This is a genomic window from Exiguobacterium sp. s131 (assembly GCF_018617345.1).
GTDB lineage: Bacteria > Bacillota > Bacilli > Exiguobacteriales > Exiguobacteriaceae > Exiguobacterium > Exiguobacterium profundum.
Genome location: NZ_JACSJX010000001.1, coordinates 1,732,943 through 1,755,104, shown reverse-complemented (window position 1 = coordinate 1,755,104; position 22,162 = coordinate 1,732,943). Strand labels below are relative to the sequence as shown.

Below are 22,162 nucleotides of genomic sequence, written 5' to 3'. Positions count from 1 at the left end.
GGCAGAGTTTCAAGTGATGGCTCTGCAACGAGGGTGGTACCACGGGAAACTGACACAGGCTCTCGTCCCTTTGCGGACGAGGGCCTTTTTGTATTTTTAAGGAGGGAAATGTGATGATGAAAGCACCACGCGGTACACAAGACCTGCTTCCGGGCACGGTCGAGACGTGGCAATATGTCGAAGAAAAGCTTCGCGACATGAGCGCCCGTTATAACTATAAAGAGATTCGCACACCAATCTTTGAAACGACGAACCTGTTCACACGCAGTGTCGGGGAAACGACGGACATCGTCCAAAAAGAGATGTTCACGCTCGTGAAGAAAGGGAAAGACGAGTACACGCTTCGCCCAGAAGGAACGGCATCTGTCGTTCGTGCGTTCGTGACGAACAAACTGTTCGGAAATCCGGACCAGCCGACCAAGCTCTACTACATGGGACCAATGTTCCGCTACGAACGTCCACAAAAAGGTCGCTTCCGTCAGCTTCACCAATACGGTGTCGAAGCAATCGGTAGTAGTGACCCGGCCGTTGACGCTGAGGTCATCAGCCTCGCCTATTCGATTTACAAGTCATTCGGACTTCAGAAAATCAAAGTCGTCGTCAACTCGCTTGGGGACGCGGAAAGCCGCAACGCCCACCGCGATGCGCTCATCCGTCACTTTGAGCCGGTGGCAGGCGAACTTTGCCAAGACTGTCAGTCACGCCTGTATAAGAATCCGCTTCGCATCTTGGATTGTAAGGTCGACCGCGATCACCCGTCGATGAAGACGGCCCCGTCGATTCTTGAATATTTGAACGAAGAGTCGAAGGTCTATTTCGACCAAGTGCTCGCACAACTCGATGCACTTGGTGTCGCCTATGAAGTCGACCCGACGCTCGTCCGTGGACTCGATTACTACACGCACACTGCGTTTGAAATCATGTCTGAGGCAGAAGGATTCGGAGCCATCACGACGCTTTGTGGCGGCGGACGCTATAACGGTCTCGTACAAGATATCGGCGGACCGGACATGCCGGGAATCGGTTTTGGAATCGGGTTGGAGCGTCTCATCCTCGCATTAGAGAATGAAGGAGTCCTACCTGAACTCGAGACAGGACTTGATGTCTTCATCGTCGCCCAAGGCGGAAAAGAAGTCGAATTGACGGCGACACGCCTCCTACAACTCTTCCGCATGGAAGGGTTCAAAGCAGACCGTGATTACCAAGGACGCAAGTTCAAAGGACAATTCAAACAGGCGGACCGTCTGAAAGCCAAGTTCACAGTCATCTTAGGGGATGACGAAGTCGAACGAGGGTCAGCCGCCTTGAAAGATATGACGACTGGTGAACAAGTCGACGTGCCACTCTCGGCCGTCGCAGACAAAATTCGTGAACTATCGGAAGGAGCAGGACAATGATCGGACGCACACATATGAACGGCCGCGTGACAGAGTCACTCATCGGCCAGGAAGTACAATTAAAAGGATGGGTACAAAAACGTCGTGACCTCGGAGGTCTCATCTTCATCGATCTTCGTGACCGCACAGGGATCGTTCAAGTCGTCGTTCGCCCAGAGAACGAAGCGGTCCACCAACTCGCGGAGACGATTCGTAGTGAGTTCGTCCTCGACGTGAAAGGGACGGTTCTCGAGCGTGAGAACAAGAACCCGAACATGCCGACAGGAAATATCGAAGTCATCGCTTCAGAGATCAACATCTTAAACGCTGCGAAGATGACACCAATCCCGATCGGTGACGAAGCGGAAAACGTTTCAGAAGACCTGCGTCTCAAATACCGTTACCTCGACCTTCGTCGTCCGGCGCTCCAAGAGACGTTCCGTCTCCGCTCGAAAACGTCGAACACGATTCGTAACTTCTTGACGGAGCAAGAGTTCCTTGAAGTCGAAACACCGATTTTGACGAAGTCGACGCCAGAAGGCGCACGTGACTATCTTGTACCGAGCCGTGTTCATGGTGGTGAGTTCTATGCACTTCCACAATCACCACAGCTCTTCAAACAGTTGCTCATGGTTGCAGGATTTGACCGTTACTTCCAAATCGCACGCTGCTTCCGTGACGAGGACCTTCGTGCAGACCGTCAACCTGAATTCACACAAGTCGACATCGAAACGAGCTTCATGGACATCGAAGACTTGATGGCGATGATGGAATCGATGATGGGACAAGTCATGGAATCGACGCTCGGTCGTACGGACACGCCAGCGAAGTTCGAGCGGATGACACACGCGGAAGCGATGCGTCGTTTTGGTTCGGATAAGCCGGACACGCGCTTCGGTCTCGAACTCATCGACGTGGCAGACGCTGTGAAAGGTGCTGGCTTTAAAGTGTTCGATGCAGCACTCGAATCAAACGGGCAAGTCAAGGCGATCAACGTCAAAGGTGAGGCGGACAACTTCTCACGTAAAGACATCGACAAACTTCAAGAGTTCACGGCGGTGTACGGTGCGAAAGGCCTTGCATGGCTCAAAGTGACAGCGGAAGGCTTGAACGGTCCAATCGCGAAGTTCTTTGATGAGACATACGCACAGAAGCTAATTGAAGCCACAGATGCAGAAGCAGGTGACCTTCTTCTCTTCGTCGCATCGAAACCAACTGTCGTTGCAGACAGCCTTGGCGCACTCCGCGTCAAGCTCGGTCACGAACTTGGTCTCATCGACGAGTCGAAGTTCAACTTCCTTTGGGTAACGGACTTCCCGCTCGTAACGTTTGAAGAAGAAGACGGTCGCTTCTATGCGAACCACCATCCGTTCACGATGCCAAACCGTGAAGACCTCCATCTTCTCGAGACAGATCCGGCAAGTGTACGCGCGGTTGCGTATGACCTCGTCTTGAACGGTTACGAACTCGGTGGCGGTTCACAGCGTATTTATGAGCGTGACATTCAAGAGCGCATGTTCAAATTGCTTGGTTTCACACAAGAAGAAGCGGTTGAACAGTTCGGATTCTTGCTTGAAGCGTTCGAATACGGTACACCGCCACATGCGGGAATCGCACTCGGTCTCGACCGTCTCGTCATGATTCTTGCAGGTCGTTCGAACCTTCGCGACACAATCGCCTTCCCGAAAACGGCTTCGGCAAGCTGTCTCTTGACGCAAGCACCGAGCCCTGTCGCGGACGCGCAACTCGAAGAGTTATCGATTCGTACGGCAATAAAAGAGAAAAAATAACCATAAAAAACGAGGGTTGCCATGGCAATCCTCGTTTTTTGTATGTGTGAAACGGATTTTGGATTCAACACGAGATGGTAGATATTTAATTGGAACACATCCTCTTGTTAACGTTTATCTTCTTCTCGCTGCATATATTTCGCTGTTCGCTGCAACGCGAAACCAAACGCAAACAGCGAGGCGATGACTGCGGACATCATATAGACCGAATCGATAAACGCCAGATAGATTCCAAATAGTCCGAGACCGAAACTCGCGAAAAAGAGAATGAGGAGTCTCGGATGTTGTTTCAGTGTCTGTTTCATCGGCTCGGAACGTTCAACTGACATCCTGTGCCGTCCGTCACGAGTAGATTCGAATTGAACACTTGGCCGTCACTTTTCAAGACGAGCGTACGACGGTCTTCGAGGAAATCGATTTTCATCTGTTCATCTAAAAACACTTTTGTCCAGTTTTTGATTAAGATTGGTCCGATGTTTGATTCGATTTCAACGTCTTCCGGAGTCGTCTCGGTTACGTATCGAATCTCAAAGATTCCGCTGTTCCCACAACCACAACCTTCTGTCTCGTAAAAGAGGTGCATCTGTCCTTCGCGTTCGCCTTTCAATGACTCGATTCGTTCGAGGGCACGATTTGTAATGTGTACATGCATGTGTATCACTCCTTACTTTTATTATACGCTGTTTGAAAAAAGAATGAAAAAGGGATGCATCCTGTTTTCCACCTTTCGGAAAAAAGCGTACACTTAATGATGAGAAGGGGGAAGAGAGAATGATTTCACGTTTTTTTAGTTATTATCGACCACATAAAAAGTTATTCCTACTCGATTTTTCATTCGCAATTCTCGTCGGACTGCTTGAACTTGGATTTCCGCTTGCCGTTCAATGGTTCATCGACGACTTGTTGCCGGGTGGGGAATGGAACTGGATTATCATCGTCAGCATCGGCCTGTTGATTCTATACATATTGGCCATGATGATGCAGTACGTCGTCAACTACTGGGGACATAAGCTCGGCATCAACATCGAGACGGACATGCGAGAAGAGTTGTTCACGCATATCCATAAACAGTCGTTCCGCTTCTTTGACAATCATAAGACCGGCCATTTGATGAGCCGGGTCACGAACGACTTGTTCGATATCGGGGAAGTGGCGCACCATGGACCGGAAGACTTCTTTATCGCCATCATGACGTTACTCGGTGCGTTCGGGATCATGTTCTCGATCGACCCGGAACTCGCACTCGTCACCGTTGTCGCGGTACCGTTCCTTATCATCATGATCACGTATGCGAATAAGAACATGAACAAGGCGTGGCAAAAGATGTACACGAATATCGGGGAAGTGAACGCGCGCGTCGAGGACAGTGTGTCCGGGGCACGTGTCGTCCAATCGTTTACGAACGAGGCGTTCGAAATCGGGCGTTTCCAAAAAGACAACAACTTCTATCGCGGCTCGAAAATTGAAGCGTATCGCGTCATGAGTACATCACTCGCAGGTATTTATATCACGACGCGTCTGATGACGTTGCTCGTCCTCGTCTACGGGGCGTATTTAACGTACGAGGGTCAGTTATCATACGGACAGCTCGTCGGGTTCATCTTATACATGAACTTACTCATCAAGCCGATTGAAAAGATCACGGCGCTTTTAGAAATGTATCCGAAAGGGATGGCCGGGTTCAAACGATTCACGCAGTTGCTCGATGAGGAACCGGACATCGAGAACCGTGAAGATGCCATCGAGGTCGAAACGTTGAAAGGCGATATCGTCTTTGACGACGTCTCGTTTGGCTACTCGGACTACCGACAAGTGTTGACGGATATTGACTTGTCGATTGAGGCAGGGACAACTGTGGCCTTGGTCGGGACGAGCGGGGCTGGAAAGACAACCATCTGTTCACTCATCCCACGCTTTTATGACGTCACAAAAGGTGCGATCTCGATCGATGGCATCGACATCCGTGACATGACGAAAGAGAGTTTACGTCGTCAAATCGGAATCGTGCAACAGGATGTCTTCTTGTTTGCGGGTACGCTACGTGAGAATATCGCTTTCGGGAAGCTCGATGCAACCGATACGGACATCATGCATGCGGTGGAAAAAGCACATCTCGGTACGCTCGTCGAAGAGCTCGAATACGGTCTTGACACACAGATTGGGGAACGGGGACTGAAGCTCTCCGGAGGTCAGAAACAACGCATCGCCATTGCGCGCATGTTCTTGAAAAATCCGCCAATCTTAATTTTGGATGAGGCGACCTCGGCGCTCGACACGGAGACGGAAGCCATCATTCAAGATTCACTTAATGAACTGGCGGCGAATCGGACGACGCTCATCATCGCTCACCGCCTAGCGACGGTGAAAAATGCCGATCGGATTCTTGTCGTGACGGCAGAAGGAATCGTAGAAGATGGAACGCACGAAGAACTCAGTCAAAAAGGTGGCGTCTTCACGAACCTGTTACAACGTCAACAACTATAAATCGAGGGCTGCCTGATAAAGGGCGGCCCTTTTTGGCGTGATAACAGCATTTCGTGGGTAAATACTTATGGATGAACGAAAGCGAAGGAGGCAAAATACCATGAAAGCTGTACAAGTCGTAGGATATGGGGACGTTGACCAACTCCAAGTGGTTGATATCCCGAAACCGTCTCCGAAAGCAGGAGAAGTGCTGATCAAGGTACGCGCCTGCGCGATTAACAATACGGAAATATGGATGCGAGAAGGGGCTTATGGAAGTGGGGAGAAGTCAGGATGGCGCCCGGAAGGAGTCCAGTTCCCACGCATTCCCGGTTCAGACATCACTGGTGAAGTCGTCGAGCTCGGAGATGGGGTCGACCAAGGGATGATGGGTCGACACGGTCCTCGATGTCGTGGGAGATGCGCTATTTGATGTATCTCTAAACATCTTGAAAAAGGGAGGGAAGTTCTGTATCTCTGGTTCGGCGGGAGGACAGACGACCCATCTCGACTTCCGGACGCTGTACTTGAAACATATCGCGATGTAAGGGTCTGTTCTCGGGACACGATATGAATTCGCGGAGATGTTGCGCTCGATCGCCGAAGGGAAGCTAAAACCGGTCATTGACCGGACGTTCCCGCTTGAAGAGGCACGTGAGGCACAGGCGTATTTTAAACAATCGGGTAAGTTCGGAACGTTTGTGCTCATTCCGAACACATAAAAAGAGAGGAGATCTCCTCTCTTTTTCATGCGAATTTTACTTTGAGACGATCGACATAGGCGATGAACAGGCGGAACCGTTCTAGCCAAAACTGGAAGAATGGGCCGATGAGGAAAATCGATAAGACGGTCCCGAAGAAAAGTGGCCCGCCGAGTGCCCAACCGATGAGACAAGCGGTCAGTTCCATCCAAGTCCTCATGGCACGGACGGACGTTTGGAAACGCTCTGCTAAGGCAAGCGTCAATCCATCGCGTGGACCGGCACCGTACCCGACGGCGACATAGAGACCAGCTCCCATGCCCATCACAAATATGCCGAATGTGAGCCAAACAATATTCACAATCATCCCTTCGAAAACAGGGAGCCATTGCTCATTTAATATCACGTTCATGAACACCCCAACGAACACCGCGTTTACTAGAGTTCCGAACTGAGGACGGATGCGGTCGAGTATGTATTTAAATAGAACGAGTAAAAGACCGACACATAAAATCACCGTCCCGATTGAAATCGGAAGATGGTGAGCGATACCGATATGAAGGACGTCCCACGTGGAAACCCCGAGATTTGCCGTGATCATGATGGATGAACCGAGCGCGAGTAAGAACAACCCGGTCATGAAGAGACCCCATTTGAAGAGAATGCGTAAAAGATGGATGGATCGGATGTGCATGAACATCGCCTCGTTTCAATAGAATGATTGATTTATCTTAGCACAGGCGATTGAAAAACATAAAAAAAACGTCTCAGCTTATTGGCTGAGACGTGAGTTTTATTTCTTCGGTGATTTTTTTGCTTTGTTCTTTTTATAGTAATCGTAGACGAACGGTGCGACCGCCGTCGCGATTTTAATCAATGTTCCCATTTTGCCTTTCTTAGCCATTGTGCTACACCCCTTTCTCTTCTAGAAGAATATATTCCACACAATTTGATTTTGAAAACATATTTCAAGCACATTCCAGCCTCATGACGGAGATCATAACCCATCATACTATAGAGTGGAGGAGGTCTATTGATGAAAACAATCATTTGGTACCAAAACGATTTACGTGTTGATGATCATTTGCCGCTCGAAGAAGCACTTCGCCATGACGATCCGATTGAAGGTCATTTTTTCATCAGTCCGAATCAGTTCGTTGAAAATCGTTATGGCGTCATTCCACTTGGGAAGGAGCGACTTCATTTCTTGAAGGAGTCATTAGAGGATGTGGCCGGCTCACTCGATGCGCTTGGAATCCCATTTTACGTGCACGTCGGTCATCCGCTCGAAACGCTCGACCCGTCCGACCGTCTCTTGTTTCAGCGGGCAGTCGGATACAATGAGCGCCGACGTGAAAATGAAGTGATCAAAAAATGGAAAGGGGAGTACGAGACGTTCGGTGGATTCACGTTATTTGAAGAGGGCGATATCCCGTTTGAGAAAATGCCGTTTCTCTTCACGGAGTTTCGAAAAGCGGTCGAATATGATGTACGTCCCCGAGAACTGATTTCCCGTAAGGCGACGGCTGCCACACGCGAGGTGCCGTTCCCATTTTCGATTCAAGAAGTAAAGCAAGACCCGAGGACGGCGTTTCCGTTCAAAGGTGGCGAATTGGCAGCGAAGCGTCGATTGAATGACTATTTGTCCGTGCCGATTCGAACGTACAAAGAAACGAGAAATGGTTTTGGTGTCGATGACTCGACGAAGCTATCTTCTTATTTAGCGAACGGCTCGTTATCCCCACGACGGGTATTCTTTGAACTCGAGGCACATGAACGAACGCATGGGGTAAATGAATCAACGTACTGGCTGTACTTTGAACTATTATGGCGTGAGTTCTTTCAATGGGTCGCACTCGAGCAAGGGAAAAAGTTATTTCGATCACAAGGCATCCGGTCGAAACGGAAAGACTGGCGAGTCGAGGCGGATGTCATTGAAAAATGGCGAAAGGGAGAGACGGGTGTTGATTTCGTAGATGCGTTTATGCGCGAACTGAATGCGACGGGATGGATGTCCAATCGGGGACGACAAATCGTGGCCAACTATTTCGCAAAGGAGTTGAAACAAGATTGGCGTTACGGGGCTTCCTACTTTGAATCGAAACTAATCGATTACGACGTGGCGAGCAATTGGGGGAATTGGGCGTACCAGGCGGGTGTCGGGAACGACTCGCGCGACCGCCGTTTCAACATCGAGCGTCAACAGTTCACGTATGACCCGGACCGTGCGTTTCGTAACAAATGGTTGTGACCAAACTGTCACGTGAAGTCGGCGTTTCTCATTGACTTCTTTTTACAGAAGCGCTATAGTTAAATCAACAGATGGGATACCTGAGGTGTACGAGAGCCGCCTTCGTTATTTTGAGCCAACACTTTGAATACGGGAGACCGAACTGCTAACCAGATCAACTGCCTCATCACGTGCAGGAGGACTTGTGAAGGAAACGCTAGGTCACCCACCTGCATACGCAGGTTCAAAAGCAAGGCATCGTCACGGCACTCCGGGCCCCATCGATTTTTTTGTAAATACGTCGCGAGACGTCTTTTTTTTGAATATAATTCCGAGTAAAATAGTATGAGAAAATAGAATTAGTTGGAGGAAGAAATATGCTACACCAGTTTTCACGAAATGAATTGGCCATCGGCTCTGAAGGCCTTGATGCTTTAAAGAATAAAACGGTCGCGATTTTAGGCGTCGGCGGTGTCGGCTCATTTGCGGCCGAGGCACTTGCGCGCAGTGGTGTCGGACGCATCGTCCTCGTCGATAAAGATGATATCGACATCACGAACGTCAACCGACAAATCCACGCACTATTGTCGACGGTCGGTCAACCGAAAGTCGAAGCGATGGGGAAACGTCTCCTTGACATCAACCCGGACTTAGACCTCGTCCAATTGAAGATGTTCTATACAGAAGAGACATATGAAGAGTTCTTCGCTCAAAACATCGACTACGTCATCGATGCGTCAGACACGATCATCTATAAGATTCATTTAATCGTAGAATGTAAGCGTCGCGGCATCCCGGTCATCTCAAGCATGGGGATGGCGAATAAGATGGATCCGACACGCATCAAGGTCGTCGACATTAAAGATACGTCATATGACCCGATTGCGAAGATGGTCCGTACTCGTCTACGTAAAGAGAAAATCTACAAAGGCGTCCCCGTCGTCTTCTCGGACGAATCTCCAATCGTGACACGCGAAGACGTGAACGAGGTCGTCGGGAAGAAAGACGCGCCGATCCGCAAAGCGAAGATGCCACCGAGCTCGAACGCGTTCGTTCCATCGGTCGCAGGGCTTGTCGCTGCCGGCTATGTCATTAACGACTTGCTTGAAAAAGCGGGCGTCGAAATCAATCGCATCCAAAAATAAAACGACGCGGGCTCATTTCGAGTCGCGTCGTTTTTCCCAATAGTCGAGCCGCTTTTGGATTTGTTGCTCAAATCCACGTGGCGTCGGTTTATAGTAATTTGGTCGTTTTCTAGCCAAATTCTCTGGCCAGTAGTTCTGAGGAACGAATCCGTCTTTTTCGTCATGTGGATATTTGTATCCGACCCCGTTTCCGAGTTCACGTGCTCCTGGACTATGGGCGTCACGCAGGTGTACGGGCACAGGGCCTCCCTCAACTGTCCGGACGTGATGGAGCGCCTTGTCAATCGCGGTGATGACCGCGTTCGATTTCGGTGCGGTCGCCAAATAGAGAACAGCCTCGGCAATCGGGATGCGGGCTTCCGGGAAACCGATGTACTCGCTCGCTCGTGCTGCTGCATCGACAATAAGAAGTGCGTTCGGGTCGCTCATTCCGATATCTTCGGCGGCATGGACGTAAAGGCGACGCATGATGAAGCGTGGCGATTCGCCAGCCTCGATCATGACGGCTAACCAGTAAAGCGCAGCATCCGGGTCAGACCCACGGATCGATTTGATGAACGCCGAGATGACGTCATAATGTCGATCACCCGTCTTATCGTATTTAATCGACTTCTGTTGAATCGACTCTTCCGCGACCTCAAGTGTGATATGAATCTCTCCGTCCACCTCAGGCGTTGTCAAGACGGCGAGTTCGAGTGCGTTCAATAGGACACGGTAGTCACCATCCGCCATTTTGATATAATGGTCTGCAGCAACTTCATCCATCTTGACCGGATAATTTCCGAGACCACGTGAGTCGTGTAGCGCCCGCTCAAGGACGGCACGTAACTCCTCGGCACCTGGTGGCTCGAGTCGAAATACGGTCGCGCGTGACAGGAGTGCGGCGTTTACTTCAAAACTCGGGTTTTCGGTCGTCGCTCCGATGAGGACGAGCTTTCCAGACTCAAGGGCAGGAAGGAGCGCGTCTTGTTGGAGCTTATTGAACCGGTGGATCTCATCTAAAAAGAGAATCGTCCGTTCGTCTTCATAGTCGAAGCGGGACTCCGCTTCACGAATGACGTTCCGCAATTCATCGAGTTTGGCCGTGACGGCGTTCAATTGGACGAATGTCGCTTTCGTGTAATTCGAAATAACACGGGCAAGTGTCGTCTTACCGGTGCCAGGTGGACCATATAGGATAATCGTACCGAGTCGATCGGCTTCGATGGCACGACGAAGTAGCTTGCCCTCGCCGATGATATGGCGCTGTCCGATCACGTCATCTAACGTTTCGGGGCGCATCCGATTGGCGAGCGGTCCGCCATTCGATTGATGAAATAAATCAGGCATACGTAACCATTCCTTTCGACAAACGTTTGTTCGATTAGTATAACAGAAGGAGACTTGAAGATGAAAATATCTACAAAGGGCCGCTATGGCTTAACGATCATGATTGCATTAGCGCGTGAAACAGATAACAAGCCGCTCAGTTTAAAAAAGATTGCCGCACGCCATGAGTTGCCGGAGCATTATTTGGAGCAATTGATCGGCCCACTCCGTAACGGTGGACTCGTCAAGAGTGTACGGGGTGCGTACGGTGGCTACCAACTTGTCAAACCGGCAGAAGAAGTGACAGCAGGTGAAATCATTCGCTTGCTCGAGGGACCTTTAGCCATCGTTGAAGATTCTGAAGCAGATGATGCGGTGAAACGCAAGCTTTGGGATAAAATCAAAGAAGCCATCGATACCGTCCTTGACGAAACGACACTCGCGGACCTCGCTGAAGAAGAGTCAGACGGCTACATGTTTTATATTTAAGAACGAGGTGACCTTAGATGAACTATTTTGATCACGCTGCGACGACACCGATGCGACCGGAAGTCCTTGAAGCGATGACACCGTACTTTTTAGAGACGTATGGGAACGCGTCGAGCATCCATGGGATTGGACGTAACGCCCGGGCGGCGCTCGATTCTTCACGTCGCGTCCTCGCGAAGTGGATTGGTGCTTCACCGAACGAGATTGTCTTCACGTCAGGTGGGACGGAGTCAGATAATTATGCCTTGTTCGGTGCGGCGTATGCCCATCAGGAAAAAGGCAAACATATCATTACGACAAAAGTCGAGCACCACGCCGTGCTTCACGCGATGGAACAGCTCGAGCGTGAGGGCTTCGACGTCACGTATCTCGATGTCGATGTTTCGGGAGCCGTCACTGTCGACGCCGTTCGTTCAGCCTTACGGGATGACACGATTCTTGTATCGATCATGTATGGCAATAACGAAGTCGGGACGCGCCAGCCGATTCACGAAATCGGTGAGTTGTTACAAGATCACCAGGCTCTCTTCCATACGGATGCGGTACAAGCGCTTGGTACAGAAGAAATTGATGTGAAGGCGATTCATGTCGATTTATTGTCGGCGTCCGCACATAAAGTGAATGGGCCGAAAGGTATCGGTTTTCTTTTCATGAAAACAGGTGTAAAATTAGCGTCACGTTCTTTCGGTGGACAACAAGAACGTAAACGTCGAGCCGGCACGGAAAATGTTCCGGGTGCCGTCGGATTCCAAAAAGCAGCTGAACTCGTCATGGCAGAGCGTGAAGACCGAGTGACTCTCTATGAGTCGCTCGATTTGGCACTACGTCAGCGTCTTGACGAACTAGGCGTAACTTATGAGGTGAACGGGTCAAATCGTTTACCTCACATCGTGAACTTATACCTTCCTGGAATTGACCTTGAACCCTTCCTCATCATGATGGATATGCGGGGCATGGCGATTTCAAGCGGAAGTGCCTGCACGGCAGGGTCGGTCGAACCGTCCCACGTATTGTCGGCGATGTACGGGGATTCAGAGCGGACGCGTCAGTCTGTTCGAATCAGTTTTGGCCACGGTAACTCGGTCGAGGACGCGAAACGGCTCGCGGAGCGACTACAAGAAGTCGTCTCGACATTTATGAACGGAGTGAGATAGATGAATTTACGCACGAAAGCCCCTGAAGAGACGACGGTCGTCGTCGGCATGTCAGGTGGCGTCGATTCATCGGTGACGGCCCATGTGTTAAAAGAGCAAGGGTATAACGTCATCGGGATTTTTATGAAAAACTGGGACGACACGGACGAGAACGGTGTGTGTACGGCGACAGAGGACTATGAAGACGTCATCGCCGTCGCGAACCAAATCGGGATTCCGTATTACGCGGTCAACTTTGAAAAGGAATATTGGGACCGCGTCTTTGAATATTTCTTAGCGGAGTACCGTCTCGGTCGGACACCGAACCCGGACGTCATGTGTAACAAAGAAATCAAATTCAAGGCGTTCCTTGACCATGCGCTTCGACTCGGTGCCGATTTTGTCGCGACTGGACACTATGCGCAAGTGAAATATGTCGATGGCGAGCACCGTCTGTTACGAGGAAAAGACGACAACAAAGACCAAACGTATTTCTTGAACCAATTGTCTCAAGACCAGCTCGCGCGGACGATGTTCCCGATCGGTCATATGGACAAGAAAGATGTACGTGCGATTGCTGAAGAAGCAGGACTCGCGACAGCGAAGAAAAAAGATTCGACGGGAATCTGCTTTATCGGTGAGCGGAACTTTAAAGAGTTCTTGTCGGAATACCTTCCGTCACAGCCAGGAGAAATGCGGACGCTCGATGGTGTCGTCAAAGGACGTCACGACGGGTTGATGTATTATACGCTCGGACAGCGTCACGGTCTCGGAATCGGTGGGGACGGTGATCCTTGGTTCGTCGTCGGAAAAGATGTCGAGAACAATGTCTTGTTCGTCGGACAAGGCTTCCATCACGACGCGCTCTATTCAGATGCGCTTCTCGCTTCGAAACTGTCATGGACGGGAGCCGCTCCTACAGGAGAGTTCCGGGCGACGGCGAAGTTCCGTTATCGCCAACAAGATGTGCCGGTCACGGTCGCTCCACTCGAAAATGGCGAAGTCCTCGTCAAGTTTGACGAGCCACAACGTGCCATCACGCCAGGACAAGCGGTCGTCTTCTATGACGGCGACGTCTGTCTCGGTGGGGCAACGATTGACGAAGCGTACCGCAACGGCAAACGACTCGACTATATCGGATGAGGTGATTGATATGAACGCAAACGAACAAGGCATCCAAGCGATGCAGCAAGGTGAATTCGAACAGGCAGCCAAACATTTCAATGAGGCCATTGAAGCGAACCCGACAGACCCGACTGGTTTCGTCAACATGGGGACGTTGCTTCAGGCGATCAACGATTACGATCGTGCCGTCATCTTCTATGACAAAGCGATTGAACTCGATGGCTCGTTCGGTGCCGCGCACTATGCGAAAGGCGCCCTTGCCTATGAACTTGAGCAATTAGAGTCAGCGGAGGCGTCGCTTCGCCAAGCGCTCCTTTCGGGGATGGACGATGCCGATCTTCACTTTATGCTCGGCTTGACGTACAAAGCGATGGGTGACTTCGTTCGTGCGATGCCACGCCTGCGTGAAGCGAAGAAGCAATCGCCGGAAGACGTAGAAATCACGTTCCAGTACGGACTTGCCCTCGCGCAAAGTGAGCAGCTCGAAGAGGCAGTCGTTGCGTTAGAAGAGACGCTCGACCTTGATGCGAGCCATACGGATGCCCGTTACAACTTGGCGATCGCATATGCGTTCTTAGGTGACCAGGAACGAACGTATGCTGAGTTGCAACGCGTCTTAGAGATGCAACCAGACCACGAACTTGCACGTGACGCCGTCGCGAAGATGGATGCACTGCTCGGTAACTAAATTAATATAGCGCTTCTCGCAGTTTTTGCGAGAGGCGCTTTTTGTTAGTCCCAATAATGGAAAATGACGTTACCGACCGTCTCTGGTTCCCAATATTTGATTTCTCCGCGTTCCGCCTTGTTCAGAAACGGCTGTAGCGACAAATCGAACCGCTCATTCAACTCAGCCGCTGACGGAATCTGATAGGTGTCAGGAAACATGTCGGTCAGTTCGGGTACATCGATGAATTCATATTGAAACGGTTCGAGTTTGGAGATGCCGATGACAGGATAGTTTCTGCTGAGCAGGACATAGATGGTTTGCTCACTCCATGTGATACTCGCCTGGTGATAATTCGGAGTGATTTCGTCCCCAATGGTAAAGGAACATATTCCTCGTTTAATCCGGGTGAACTCAAAACAAATCGATTTGAACGTCTTCCAATCTGACCCTGGGGCGGAACAGTCGCCGTATGAAAAGCCGGTGATACATTCAGGGAGGGTGAGCGTCATGCGGACACCTCCCCGATGACCCAAATCAAAAGATTAAAAGTCATCAATACAAGCGTGCCGGAGAGCGCGAGGTAGCTCCACAAGACACGCTTTCCGGACTTGGCTCGTCGTACACCATCCATCAAAATCAGGAAACTCGTCCCGAGTGAGACGAACGCCAACGCTGCAAACGAAGTGGGTCGGTCGAGCGTGGGAAACGCATCGATCACAAAATACAGCCCAAAGGTGAGCAAGCCTAAACAAGCCAAGAAGAAAAGCGGGAAGAAACGCATATAGCACGACCTTTTCCATTTTCTCTCATCGTATCATGTGGGTTGTCGAGCGTAAATGTGAATCAGAGCTGTTTCGTCGTGATTTTTACGGGCTCGCCGCCGAACTCACCGTAGGCCTCGTCCATGTTTTTCGTGTATAGCTCGATCACGTTCTTGCTCGGGTCTTTGAAGTAGGCCGAGCGCTCTTTACCGTTGACCGTCTCGTCCTCGTCCCACGTCCGGAGTTTCGTCGGGATGTTTGACGCCTCTAACACTTCGAGCGCTTGGTCGAACGACTCCATCGGAACGAAAAATGCGCAGTGGACGTGGGCGCCGCCTTCATCATAGAGCGTGTCCCACTCGGTCACGTCCTCTTGGCGGTTCGATTCTTCTTCCGATGTGAACTCTCGTTTCAGCCAGAGGCCGAGACGGGTGTTCCCCCCGACATAGAGCCACGTCGCCCAAGGTTCGTCCGCCTGTTCCTGTGCTTCGCTCGGCTCGGCATCGTCACCGACCCATTGTTCGACGACGGGAAGTCCGAGCTTGCCGTGCCAAAAATCGACGGCCTCGGTCATGTCGGTCACTTCTAACACGAGTTCACACAGGCCACTGATTGGAATACGTTTCGTCATACATAGTCCCTCCTTCATAGGTTCACTCGAACAGTTCCCGCTTTGATTCGACGAAAAACGTGCATAGCCGTCCGAGTGTTCGGGAAATGGATTAGCAATGTGAGAGGGGAGAAAGCATATGCGGATGTTTAGTTTGGTCAGCGTCGTTATTTTTTTCATCATCGAATGGTTCATGCTCGGTCGTCTGTTCATCGAAATCGATAATCGTCTCGCGACGGGCGAGTGGACGAATAATCTCTTGTTCCGGGTCGTCGTCGAGTCGGAACGGGCGACGACCGTGCTGTTACTCCTGTTTGCGACATTTTTTGTAATCGGTGTCGTCATGCATTGGATATTGTCGGCGAACAAGTCCTGGTCCGTGACGTTTGGTGCGGTCGGGGTGGCGTGGGTCGTCCCGGCCTTGCTTGCCCTCGTGGCTTGGTTCATCCCGAACCCGTACGTCCAGCTAGGGATTATCGTGTTGCAGCTGTCGTTCATCCCGCTCGTCCCGTTCGTCGGACAGACGGTACGGCTCGGTCACGTCGTGTTGAACTGGGGCGTCCACGTCATCGCCGCGGGCCTTGTGCTGTTGATTCAGCGACCATCGCTTGAGCAACTGTTTCGTGTCGAGCGGACCGAGCTGTTCGAGCGGCTCGAAGGTTATGTTAATTCGGGGGAGCTGGAACGGTTCGAACGACTGCTTGAAACCGTGGACTTGGAGCAACTTGAGCGCATCTTGAACCGAATCGATGTCGATCAGCTGATTCGGATTCTTGAACGTGTCGACCTCGACCAGCTCGAGCGCATCCTCAACCTGTTCAGTTAGGCGATTTGTCCTACCGTTCAAACTCGGGCTATAATGGATGATGGAAAAATAGCTGGAGGTGTCGGATATGATGGCAGCACCTTATGAGTTGACTGGAAAAGTCATTCGAGTCCTGTTTCAATCAGAAGAAGAGGCGCATACAATTGCGCTCGTACGTATAAAAGAAAAGAATTTTGAGACGGATGAGACCGAGATGGTCATCGCTGGCGTCGGAGTCGGTATTGAGAAGGGCGAGACGTATAAGGCGCACGGTCGTCTCGTCGAACACCCTCGATTCGGAAAACAGATGAAGGCGGATTGGATTCGCCGTGTCGTCCCGATGACGAAACGGGCTGCCGTCCGCTTTTTGACGAACGGGTCTTTCCCTGGAATCGGTCAAAAGACGGCGCAAAAGATTGCGGATTCTCTTGGAGACGATTGTATCGATCAAATCGTCAAACATCCGAGTATCCTGTCTGAGGTAGACGGATTGAAAGAAAAGCAGGCGCGTGTGATCACCGAACGCCTGAACGTTTTATATGGGGTCGATCAGTTGCTTTTGTTTCTCGCTCCATTCGACGTGACGCCACGTCTCGCTTCGAAAATTCATAAAGAGTATGAAGAACGGGCGATGGAGACGATTGAGAAGAATCCGTATGCGCTCATGTACGACGTACAGGGGATTGGATTCAAGACGGCGGATGCCATCGCGGCACATTTTGGGATTCAAGGCATTCATCCTGAACGCATCGCGGCAGCCGTGCTATACGTATTAGAACTCGAGCAAGGGAACGGTCATCTCTACGTGACGGCGGAACAACTCGAAGCCGAGATGCCTCGAATCATCGGGGCTGATCCGGGTGATGCGCTCGTCACGGCGCTCGAATCGCTCGCTAAAGAAGAACGGGTCGTCATCGAGGATGGGGTCGTCTATCATCCCCGTGTTTTCCGTGCCGAACGGAAGGCGGCAGAAGAGTTGGCTCGAATCATGGCGACATCGACGACAGAGGACGTGGACATGACGACCATCTTTGACGCGGTCGGACGTGTCGAGGAAATGTTCTCGATTGAATATGCCACTCAACAGCGAGAAGCCATCGAACTCGCTCTCAAGTCACCGCTCATGGTTCTTACCGGTGGACCGGGTACCGGGAAGACGACGGTCGTTCGAGGCATCATTCATGCACTCAGCGATGTCTTCGATTGGAAGTTAGAACCCGTTCCGAACCAACCGTTCCCGTTCGTCTTGGCCGCACCGACGGGTCGAGCGGCGAAACGCCTCAGTGAGTCGACCGGGCTACCGGCATCAACGATCCACCGTTTGTTAAAGTTCGACGGTAGTTCGTTCCAAGTCGATGAGACGAATCCACTTGTCGGGAAAGTGCTCATCGTCGATGAGGCGTCGATGATTGACATCTTTTTGTTCCGAAGTTTGCTCAAAGCGGTACCGAACGGCATGAAAATCTTGTTCGTCGGAGACCGTGATCAGCTCCCATCTGTCGGACCGGGGCAAGTACTTGCCGATTTGATGGCGACAGAAGGGATTCCAGTCGTTCGCCTTGACGTCGTCCATCGCCAAGCGTCGGAGTCAAGTATCCTCCGTCTCGCCCATTCGTTGAATGCGAAGAAAATGCCAGACGATTTGTTGGCGTCACTGCCGGACCGGCGTTTCTATACGGCGAATCAAGAGACGGCACTTCAAGCGATTTGTCAGATGGCAGGAGCGGCTCTCCGAAAAGGATATTCACCGTTTGATATTCAAGTGCTCGCACCGACATATCGGGGTGTCTGTGGAATTGATGGGCTGAATGAAGCACTTCAGAACGTATTCAATCCAAAATCGAGTGCCCGTGAAGTGAAACATGGGACGCGCATTTACCGCAATGGCGATAAAGTGCTACAACTCGTCAACAACGCCGAGGAAAACGTTTATAACGGGGACATTGGAGAAATCACGAACATCTTCTACGCGAAGGAAAACGTTGATAAGGTCGACAAGATTTACATTCGATTCGATCAGACAGAAGTCGAGTACAACCGTAGTGAATGGGACCAGTTCACCCACGCCTACGCCATCACGATTCATAAGTCACAAGGGTCCGAGTTCCCGATCGTGCTCATGCCAGTCTTCTTCAACGGAGGATTCCGATCGTCACGAAACTTGATTTATACAGCCGTGACCCGGGCGAAGAAGAGCTTACTCTTGTTCGGTGATGTGCGTGCGCTTGAGGCGGCGACGCGAGAAGAGGAACCAGTGCGACGGACAAAATTGGTCGAACGCTTAGGCGGGAAGTCTTGACGTCTTTCCGAACGCGTGTGATAATGACGAATAGACAACTGAAACGATACAGACGATGAAGGAAATGAGTACGTCGTCACCACCTCTACAGAGACATCTTCCTAGGCTGCGAGAAGATGGAGGTCGGCCGGCCGAAGCTATTCTGGAGTCCCCACTCAACCTGGGCGCCTCATCCACGTTAACGGATGTTCGAGGCATGGTGTATACCGTGCGAACGAGGGTGGTACCACGAAGCGATGCTTTCGTCCCTTTCCACAGGGGCAGGCATCGCTTTTTTTTCGTTTCGTTCAGAAATAAGGAGGAATTGTTCATGAAACCGCTCAAATCATTGACTGGCGCACAGATTCGCCAAATGTACTTAGATTTCTTCAAATCAAAAGGGCACAGCGTGGAGCCGAGTGCTTCACTCGTACCGGTCGAAGATCCGACTTTGTTGTGGATCAACTCAGGTGTTGCGACATTGAAAAAATATTTTGATGGACGTGTCATCCCAGCGAACCCACGGATCGTCAACGCTCAAAAATCGATTCGTACGAACGATATCGAAAACGTCGGGAAGACAGCACGTCACCATACGTTCTTCGAAATGCTCGGGAACTTCTCAGTCGGTGAATACTTCCGTGAAGAAGCAATCACATGGGGATGGGAACTGTTGACGAGCGACGAATGGTACGGACTCGATCCGGACCGTCTCTCCGTCACGATTCACCCAGACGATGAAGAGTCAAAACAAATCTGGATGAACCTTGGCATGCCAGCTGACCGCATCATCCCGCTAGAAGATAACTTCTGGGAAATCGGTGAAGGTCCATCTGGTCCAAACACGGAAATCTTCTTTGACCGTGGTCCAGCATTCGGGGACGACCCGACAGACCCTGAACTTTATCCGGGTGGGGAGAACGAGCGTTATCTTGAAATTTGGAACATCGTGTTCAGCCAATATAACCATGACGGACACGGAAACTACACAGAGCTTCCGCGTAAAAACATTGATACAGGGATGGGACTCGAACGGATGGCGAGCGTCCTTCAAGACGTACCGACAAACTTCGATACCGACCTCTTCATGCCGATCATTCGTGAAACTGAAAAAATCAGTGGCGACGTATATCGTCAAGACAGCAGCAAGGATGTTGCGTTCAAAGTCATCGCGGACCACATCCGTACGGTATCGTTCGCAATCGGTGACGGGGCACTCCCATCGAACGAAGGACGTGGCTATGTCCTCCGTCGTCTTCTCCGCCGTGCGGTCCGCTATGCGAAGATGCTTGGTATTGAGCGTCCGTTCATGTATGAGCTCGTCGACGTCGTCGGTGACATCATGGTCGACTTCTACCCGCAAGTGAACGAGAAGAAAGACTTTATCAAGAAAGTCATTAAAAACGAGGAAGAGCGTTTCCACGAGACGTTGAACGACGGACTCGCGATTTTGAACGAAGTCGCAAAAGCACAAAAAGCTGCTGGGTCAAACATCATCAGCGGTCAAGATGCATTCCGTCTTTATGACACGTATGGCTTCCCGCTAGAATTGACAATCGAATACGCAGAAGACCATCAGATGACGGTCGATGAAGATGGTTTCAAAGAAGCGATGAACGAGCAACGTGAACGTGCACGTCAAGCGCGTGCTGACGTAGAATCGATGCAGATTCAGTCGGGTGTGCTTGCAGATATCACGATGACGTCGACCTTCCTCGGTTATAACAACCTTGAGACGAACGCAAAAATCATCAGCTTGATTCACAACGGCGAACTCGCTGACGTCGTCGCTGCAGGGGAAGAGGCACAAGTCATCCTCGATCAGACACCATTTTACGCTGAGAGCGGCGGTCAAATCGGTGATAAAGGACAAATCGTCGGAGAAGACTTCCTTCTTCGCGTAAAAGATGTGTCGAAAGCACCGAACGGACAGAACTTGCATACAGTCACGGTCGAGTCAGGTGTGGCGAAAGCGGAAGTAGCCGTCACGGCTTCTGTCGACCAAGCATCGCGTCAAGCCATCGTCAAGAACCACACGGCGACGCACCTCTTGCACCGCGCACTCAAAGATACGCTCGGGGAGCACGTCAACCAGGCCGGTTCACTCGTGACACCAGACCGTCTTCGTTTTGACTTCTCTCACTTCGGTCAAGTGACATCAGAAGAGCTTCAATCCATTGAGCGTCAAGTGAACGAGAAGATTTGGGCATCGATCGGTGTCGATATCGAAGAGATGAACATTGCGGATGCGAAAGCAAAAGGCGCGATGGCACTCTTCGGCGAGAAGTATGGTGATGTCGTTCGTGTCGTATCAGCAGGGGATTACTCGGTTGAGCTTTGTGGTGGGATTCACGTCTCCAACACGGCTGAAATCGGACTCTTTAAAATCTTGTCTGAATCAGGGATTGGCGCTGGGACGCGTCGAATTGAAGCGGTCACAGGAGCTGGCGCATATGAAGTGATGAACCAGCAAATCGAAACGCTCGAAGCGACAGCGAAGTTGTTGAAGACGAAACCACTTGAAGTTCCTGCACGCGTACAAGCACTTCAAGCTGAAATCAAAGAAGTCGAGCGTGCTTCAGAATCGCTTAAAGCGAAGCTTGCCAACATCGAGGCATCTTCATTAACGGATGCGATCGAAACGATTGGCGGCGTCCAATTGATTGCGAAACGCGTCGATGGACAAGACATGGATGCCCTTCGCAGCATGGTCGACGACTTGAAAGGGAAACTCGGTTCTGCCGTGATTATCCTTGGGTCGGCAAATGGGGAGAAGGTCAACCTCGTCGCAGGTGTGACGAAAGACCTGAACGACCGTGGCTTCCATGCCGGAAAACTGATTAAAGAAGTCGCGACACGCTGCGGTGGTGGCGGTGGCGGTCGTCCAGACATGGCACAAGCAGGTGGCCGTGATGCAACAAAACTGGACGAAGCATTGAAGTTTGCTTCACATTACGTCGAATCACTGGCATAATAGAGTGTGAAGTGCAAACGGAAAGAGGTGGATTCTTGTGAGCCAAATGGATCGCACGATGCAATTCAATTTTCCAGAAGATGATCAACGTGCTAACACACGTGAGACGCTGATTACGGTATATCAAGCACTCGAGGAAAAAGGTTATCAACCGATCAATCAAATCGTGGGATACTTACTGTCAGGTGACCCTGCCTACATTCCACGTCATAATGATGCGCGAAACTTGATTCGCAAAATTGAACGGGATGAACTTCTCGAAGAGTTGGTCAAATCGTATTTGAACGATCGTAGAGAGGATTAA

Annotated in this window: 20 protein-coding genes, 1 other RNA gene, 1 pseudogene and 1 other annotated feature (1 of these 23 only partly in view); of the genes and pseudogenes, 15 read left to right on the top strand and 7 right to left on the bottom strand. The window is 50.9% G+C overall.

From position 1 onward, the window contains the following. Window positions 1-73, top strand: a binding site (T-box leader) (it extends 162 nt beyond the left edge of the window). Window positions 74-116: 43 nt separating this feature from the next. After that, window positions 117-1,397, top strand: coding sequence for a histidine--tRNA ligase (gene hisS, locus KNO69_RS09105; RefSeq protein ID WP_251124940.1), 1,281 nt, complete (start codon window positions 117-119; stop codon window positions 1,395-1,397). Beyond that, window positions 1,394-3,166, top strand: coding sequence for an aspartate--tRNA ligase (aspS, locus tag KNO69_RS09100; RefSeq protein ID WP_074037459.1), 1,773 nt, complete (start codon window positions 1,394-1,396; stop codon window positions 3,164-3,166). The genes hisS and aspS overlap by 4 nt, the downstream gene beginning before the upstream one ends. 107 nt (window positions 3,167-3,273) lie before the next feature. Here the strand turns inward: aspS and KNO69_RS09095 are convergent, their stop codons facing one another. Both KNO69_RS09095 and KNO69_RS09090 read right to left on the bottom strand, forming a co-directional pair. Beyond that, on the bottom strand, window positions 3,274-3,495 hold the full coding sequence (locus KNO69_RS09095; RefSeq protein ID WP_214817443.1) for a hypothetical protein: 222 nt from the start codon (window positions 3,493-3,495) through the stop codon (window positions 3,274-3,276). Then, window positions 3,468-3,818, bottom strand: coding sequence for an iron-sulfur cluster biosynthesis family protein (locus KNO69_RS09090; protein WP_078146579.1), 351 nt, complete (start codon window positions 3,816-3,818; stop codon window positions 3,468-3,470). Before KNO69_RS09090 ends, KNO69_RS09095 begins: the two co-directional genes overlap by 28 nt. Window positions 3,819-3,937: 119 nt before the next feature. On the opposite strand from KNO69_RS09090, the gene KNO69_RS09085 reads away from it, so the two are divergent. Further along, window positions 3,938-5,650: an ABC transporter ATP-binding protein gene (locus KNO69_RS09085; protein ID WP_214817440.1), complete on the top strand. Its 1,713-nt coding sequence runs from the start codon at window positions 3,938-3,940 to the stop codon at window positions 5,648-5,650. 100 nt (window positions 5,651-5,750) lie between these two features. Beyond that, window positions 5,751-6,351: pseudogene (locus KNO69_RS09080) on the top strand (zinc-binding dehydrogenase). 25 nt (window positions 6,352-6,376) lie between these two features. On the opposite strand, the gene KNO69_RS09075 reads toward KNO69_RS09080, so the two are convergent. Then, the gene (locus tag KNO69_RS09075) at window positions 6,377-7,024 is read right to left on the bottom strand and encodes a YczE/YyaS/YitT family protein (RefSeq protein ID WP_214817437.1); all 648 of its coding nucleotides are present in this window, start codon (window positions 7,022-7,024) and stop codon (window positions 6,377-6,379) included. 342 nt (window positions 7,025-7,366) lie between these two features. Here KNO69_RS09075 and KNO69_RS09070 point away from each other — a divergent pair, with 342 nt between their 5' ends. The 3 genes from KNO69_RS09070 to KNO69_RS09060 all read left to right on the top strand — a co-directional run bounded on the left by KNO69_RS09070 (window position 7,367) and on the right by KNO69_RS09060 (window position 9,705). Continuing rightward, window positions 7,367-8,581: a DASH family cryptochrome gene (locus tag KNO69_RS09070; protein WP_214817435.1), complete on the top strand. Its 1,215-nt coding sequence runs from the start codon at window positions 7,367-7,369 to the stop codon at window positions 8,579-8,581. Window positions 8,582-8,655: 74 nt separating this feature from the next. Further along, a non-coding RNA gene (gene ssrS, locus KNO69_RS09065) (6S RNA) lies at window positions 8,656-8,842 on the top strand. 95 nt (window positions 8,843-8,937) lie between these two features. After that, a complete protein-coding gene (locus tag KNO69_RS09060) occupies window positions 8,938-9,705 on the top strand; it encodes a tRNA threonylcarbamoyladenosine dehydratase (RefSeq protein ID WP_214687847.1) in 768 nt (255 codons plus the stop codon). Between the two features lie 12 nt (window positions 9,706-9,717). On the opposite strand, the gene KNO69_RS09055 is transcribed toward KNO69_RS09060, so the two are convergent. After that, on the bottom strand, window positions 9,718-11,034 hold the full coding sequence (locus KNO69_RS09055; RefSeq protein ID WP_214817433.1) for a replication-associated recombination protein A: 1,317 nt from the start codon (window positions 11,032-11,034) through the stop codon (window positions 9,718-9,720). A 60-nt stretch (window positions 11,035-11,094) separates the two neighbouring features. On the opposite strand from KNO69_RS09055, the gene cymR reads away from it, so the two are divergent. The 4 genes from cymR to KNO69_RS09035 are packed head-to-tail and all read left to right on the top strand — an operon-like array spanning window position 11,095 to window position 14,448. Beyond that, window positions 11,095-11,502 carry a cysteine metabolism transcriptional regulator CymR gene (gene cymR, locus KNO69_RS09050; RefSeq protein WP_031421454.1) on the top strand — a complete coding sequence of 136 codons (408 nt, stop codon included), beginning with the start codon at window positions 11,095-11,097 and terminating at the stop codon, window positions 11,500-11,502. A gap of 17 nt (window positions 11,503-11,519) precedes the next feature. Continuing rightward, on the top strand, window positions 11,520-12,656 hold the full coding sequence (locus KNO69_RS09045) for a cysteine desulfurase family protein (protein ID WP_214817431.1): 1,137 nt from the start codon (window positions 11,520-11,522) through the stop codon (window positions 12,654-12,656). Next, window positions 12,657-13,778 (top strand): tRNA 2-thiouridine(34) synthase MnmA, encoded by a 1,122-nt coding sequence (gene mnmA / locus KNO69_RS09040; protein WP_015881190.1) that lies wholly within the window; start codon window positions 12,657-12,659, stop codon window positions 13,776-13,778. Further along, a complete protein-coding gene (locus tag KNO69_RS09035) occupies window positions 13,666-14,448 on the top strand; it encodes a tetratricopeptide repeat protein (protein ID WP_353047485.1) in 783 nt (260 codons plus the stop codon). Before mnmA ends, KNO69_RS09035 begins: the two co-directional genes overlap by 113 nt. Before the next feature lie 44 nt (window positions 14,449-14,492). Here KNO69_RS09035 and KNO69_RS09030 read toward each other — a convergent pair whose 3' ends face one another. The 3 genes from KNO69_RS09030 to KNO69_RS09020 form a co-directional block, all read right to left on the bottom strand. Then, window positions 14,493-14,939, bottom strand: coding sequence for a hypothetical protein (locus tag KNO69_RS09030; protein ID WP_078146588.1), 447 nt, complete (start codon window positions 14,937-14,939; stop codon window positions 14,493-14,495). Next, window positions 14,936-15,211, bottom strand: coding sequence for a hypothetical protein (locus tag KNO69_RS09025; protein WP_078146589.1), 276 nt, complete (start codon window positions 15,209-15,211; stop codon window positions 14,936-14,938). The genes KNO69_RS09030 and KNO69_RS09025 overlap by 4 nt, the downstream gene beginning before the upstream one ends. A gap of 62 nt (window positions 15,212-15,273) precedes the next feature. Beyond that, entirely contained in the window at window positions 15,274-15,822 is a 549-nt protein-coding gene (locus KNO69_RS09020) for a VOC family protein (RefSeq protein WP_240499799.1), read from the bottom strand. A gap of 118 nt (window positions 15,823-15,940) precedes the next feature. Here KNO69_RS09020 and KNO69_RS09015 point away from each other — a divergent pair, with 118 nt between their 5' ends. From KNO69_RS09015 to KNO69_RS09000, 4 genes are all read left to right on the top strand, one after another. Continuing rightward, the gene (locus tag KNO69_RS09015) at window positions 15,941-16,627 is read left to right on the top strand and encodes a magnesium and cobalt transport protein CorA (RefSeq protein ID WP_214817429.1); all 687 of its coding nucleotides are present in this window, start codon (window positions 15,941-15,943) and stop codon (window positions 16,625-16,627) included. Window positions 16,628-16,697: 70 nt separating this feature from the next. Then, window positions 16,698-18,905, top strand: a complete 2,208-nt coding sequence (gene recD2 / locus KNO69_RS09010; protein ID WP_251124890.1) for an SF1B family DNA helicase RecD2 — start codon at window positions 16,698-16,700, stop codon at window positions 18,903-18,905. A gap of 310 nt (window positions 18,906-19,215) precedes the next feature. Continuing rightward, on the top strand, window positions 19,216-21,858 hold the full coding sequence (gene alaS, locus KNO69_RS09005) for an alanine--tRNA ligase (protein WP_214817425.1): 2,643 nt from the start codon (window positions 19,216-19,218) through the stop codon (window positions 21,856-21,858). A gap of 37 nt (window positions 21,859-21,895) precedes the next feature. Beyond that, window positions 21,896-22,162: an IreB family regulatory phosphoprotein gene (locus tag KNO69_RS09000; protein ID WP_015881196.1), complete on the top strand. Its 267-nt coding sequence runs from the start codon at window positions 21,896-21,898 to the stop codon at window positions 22,160-22,162.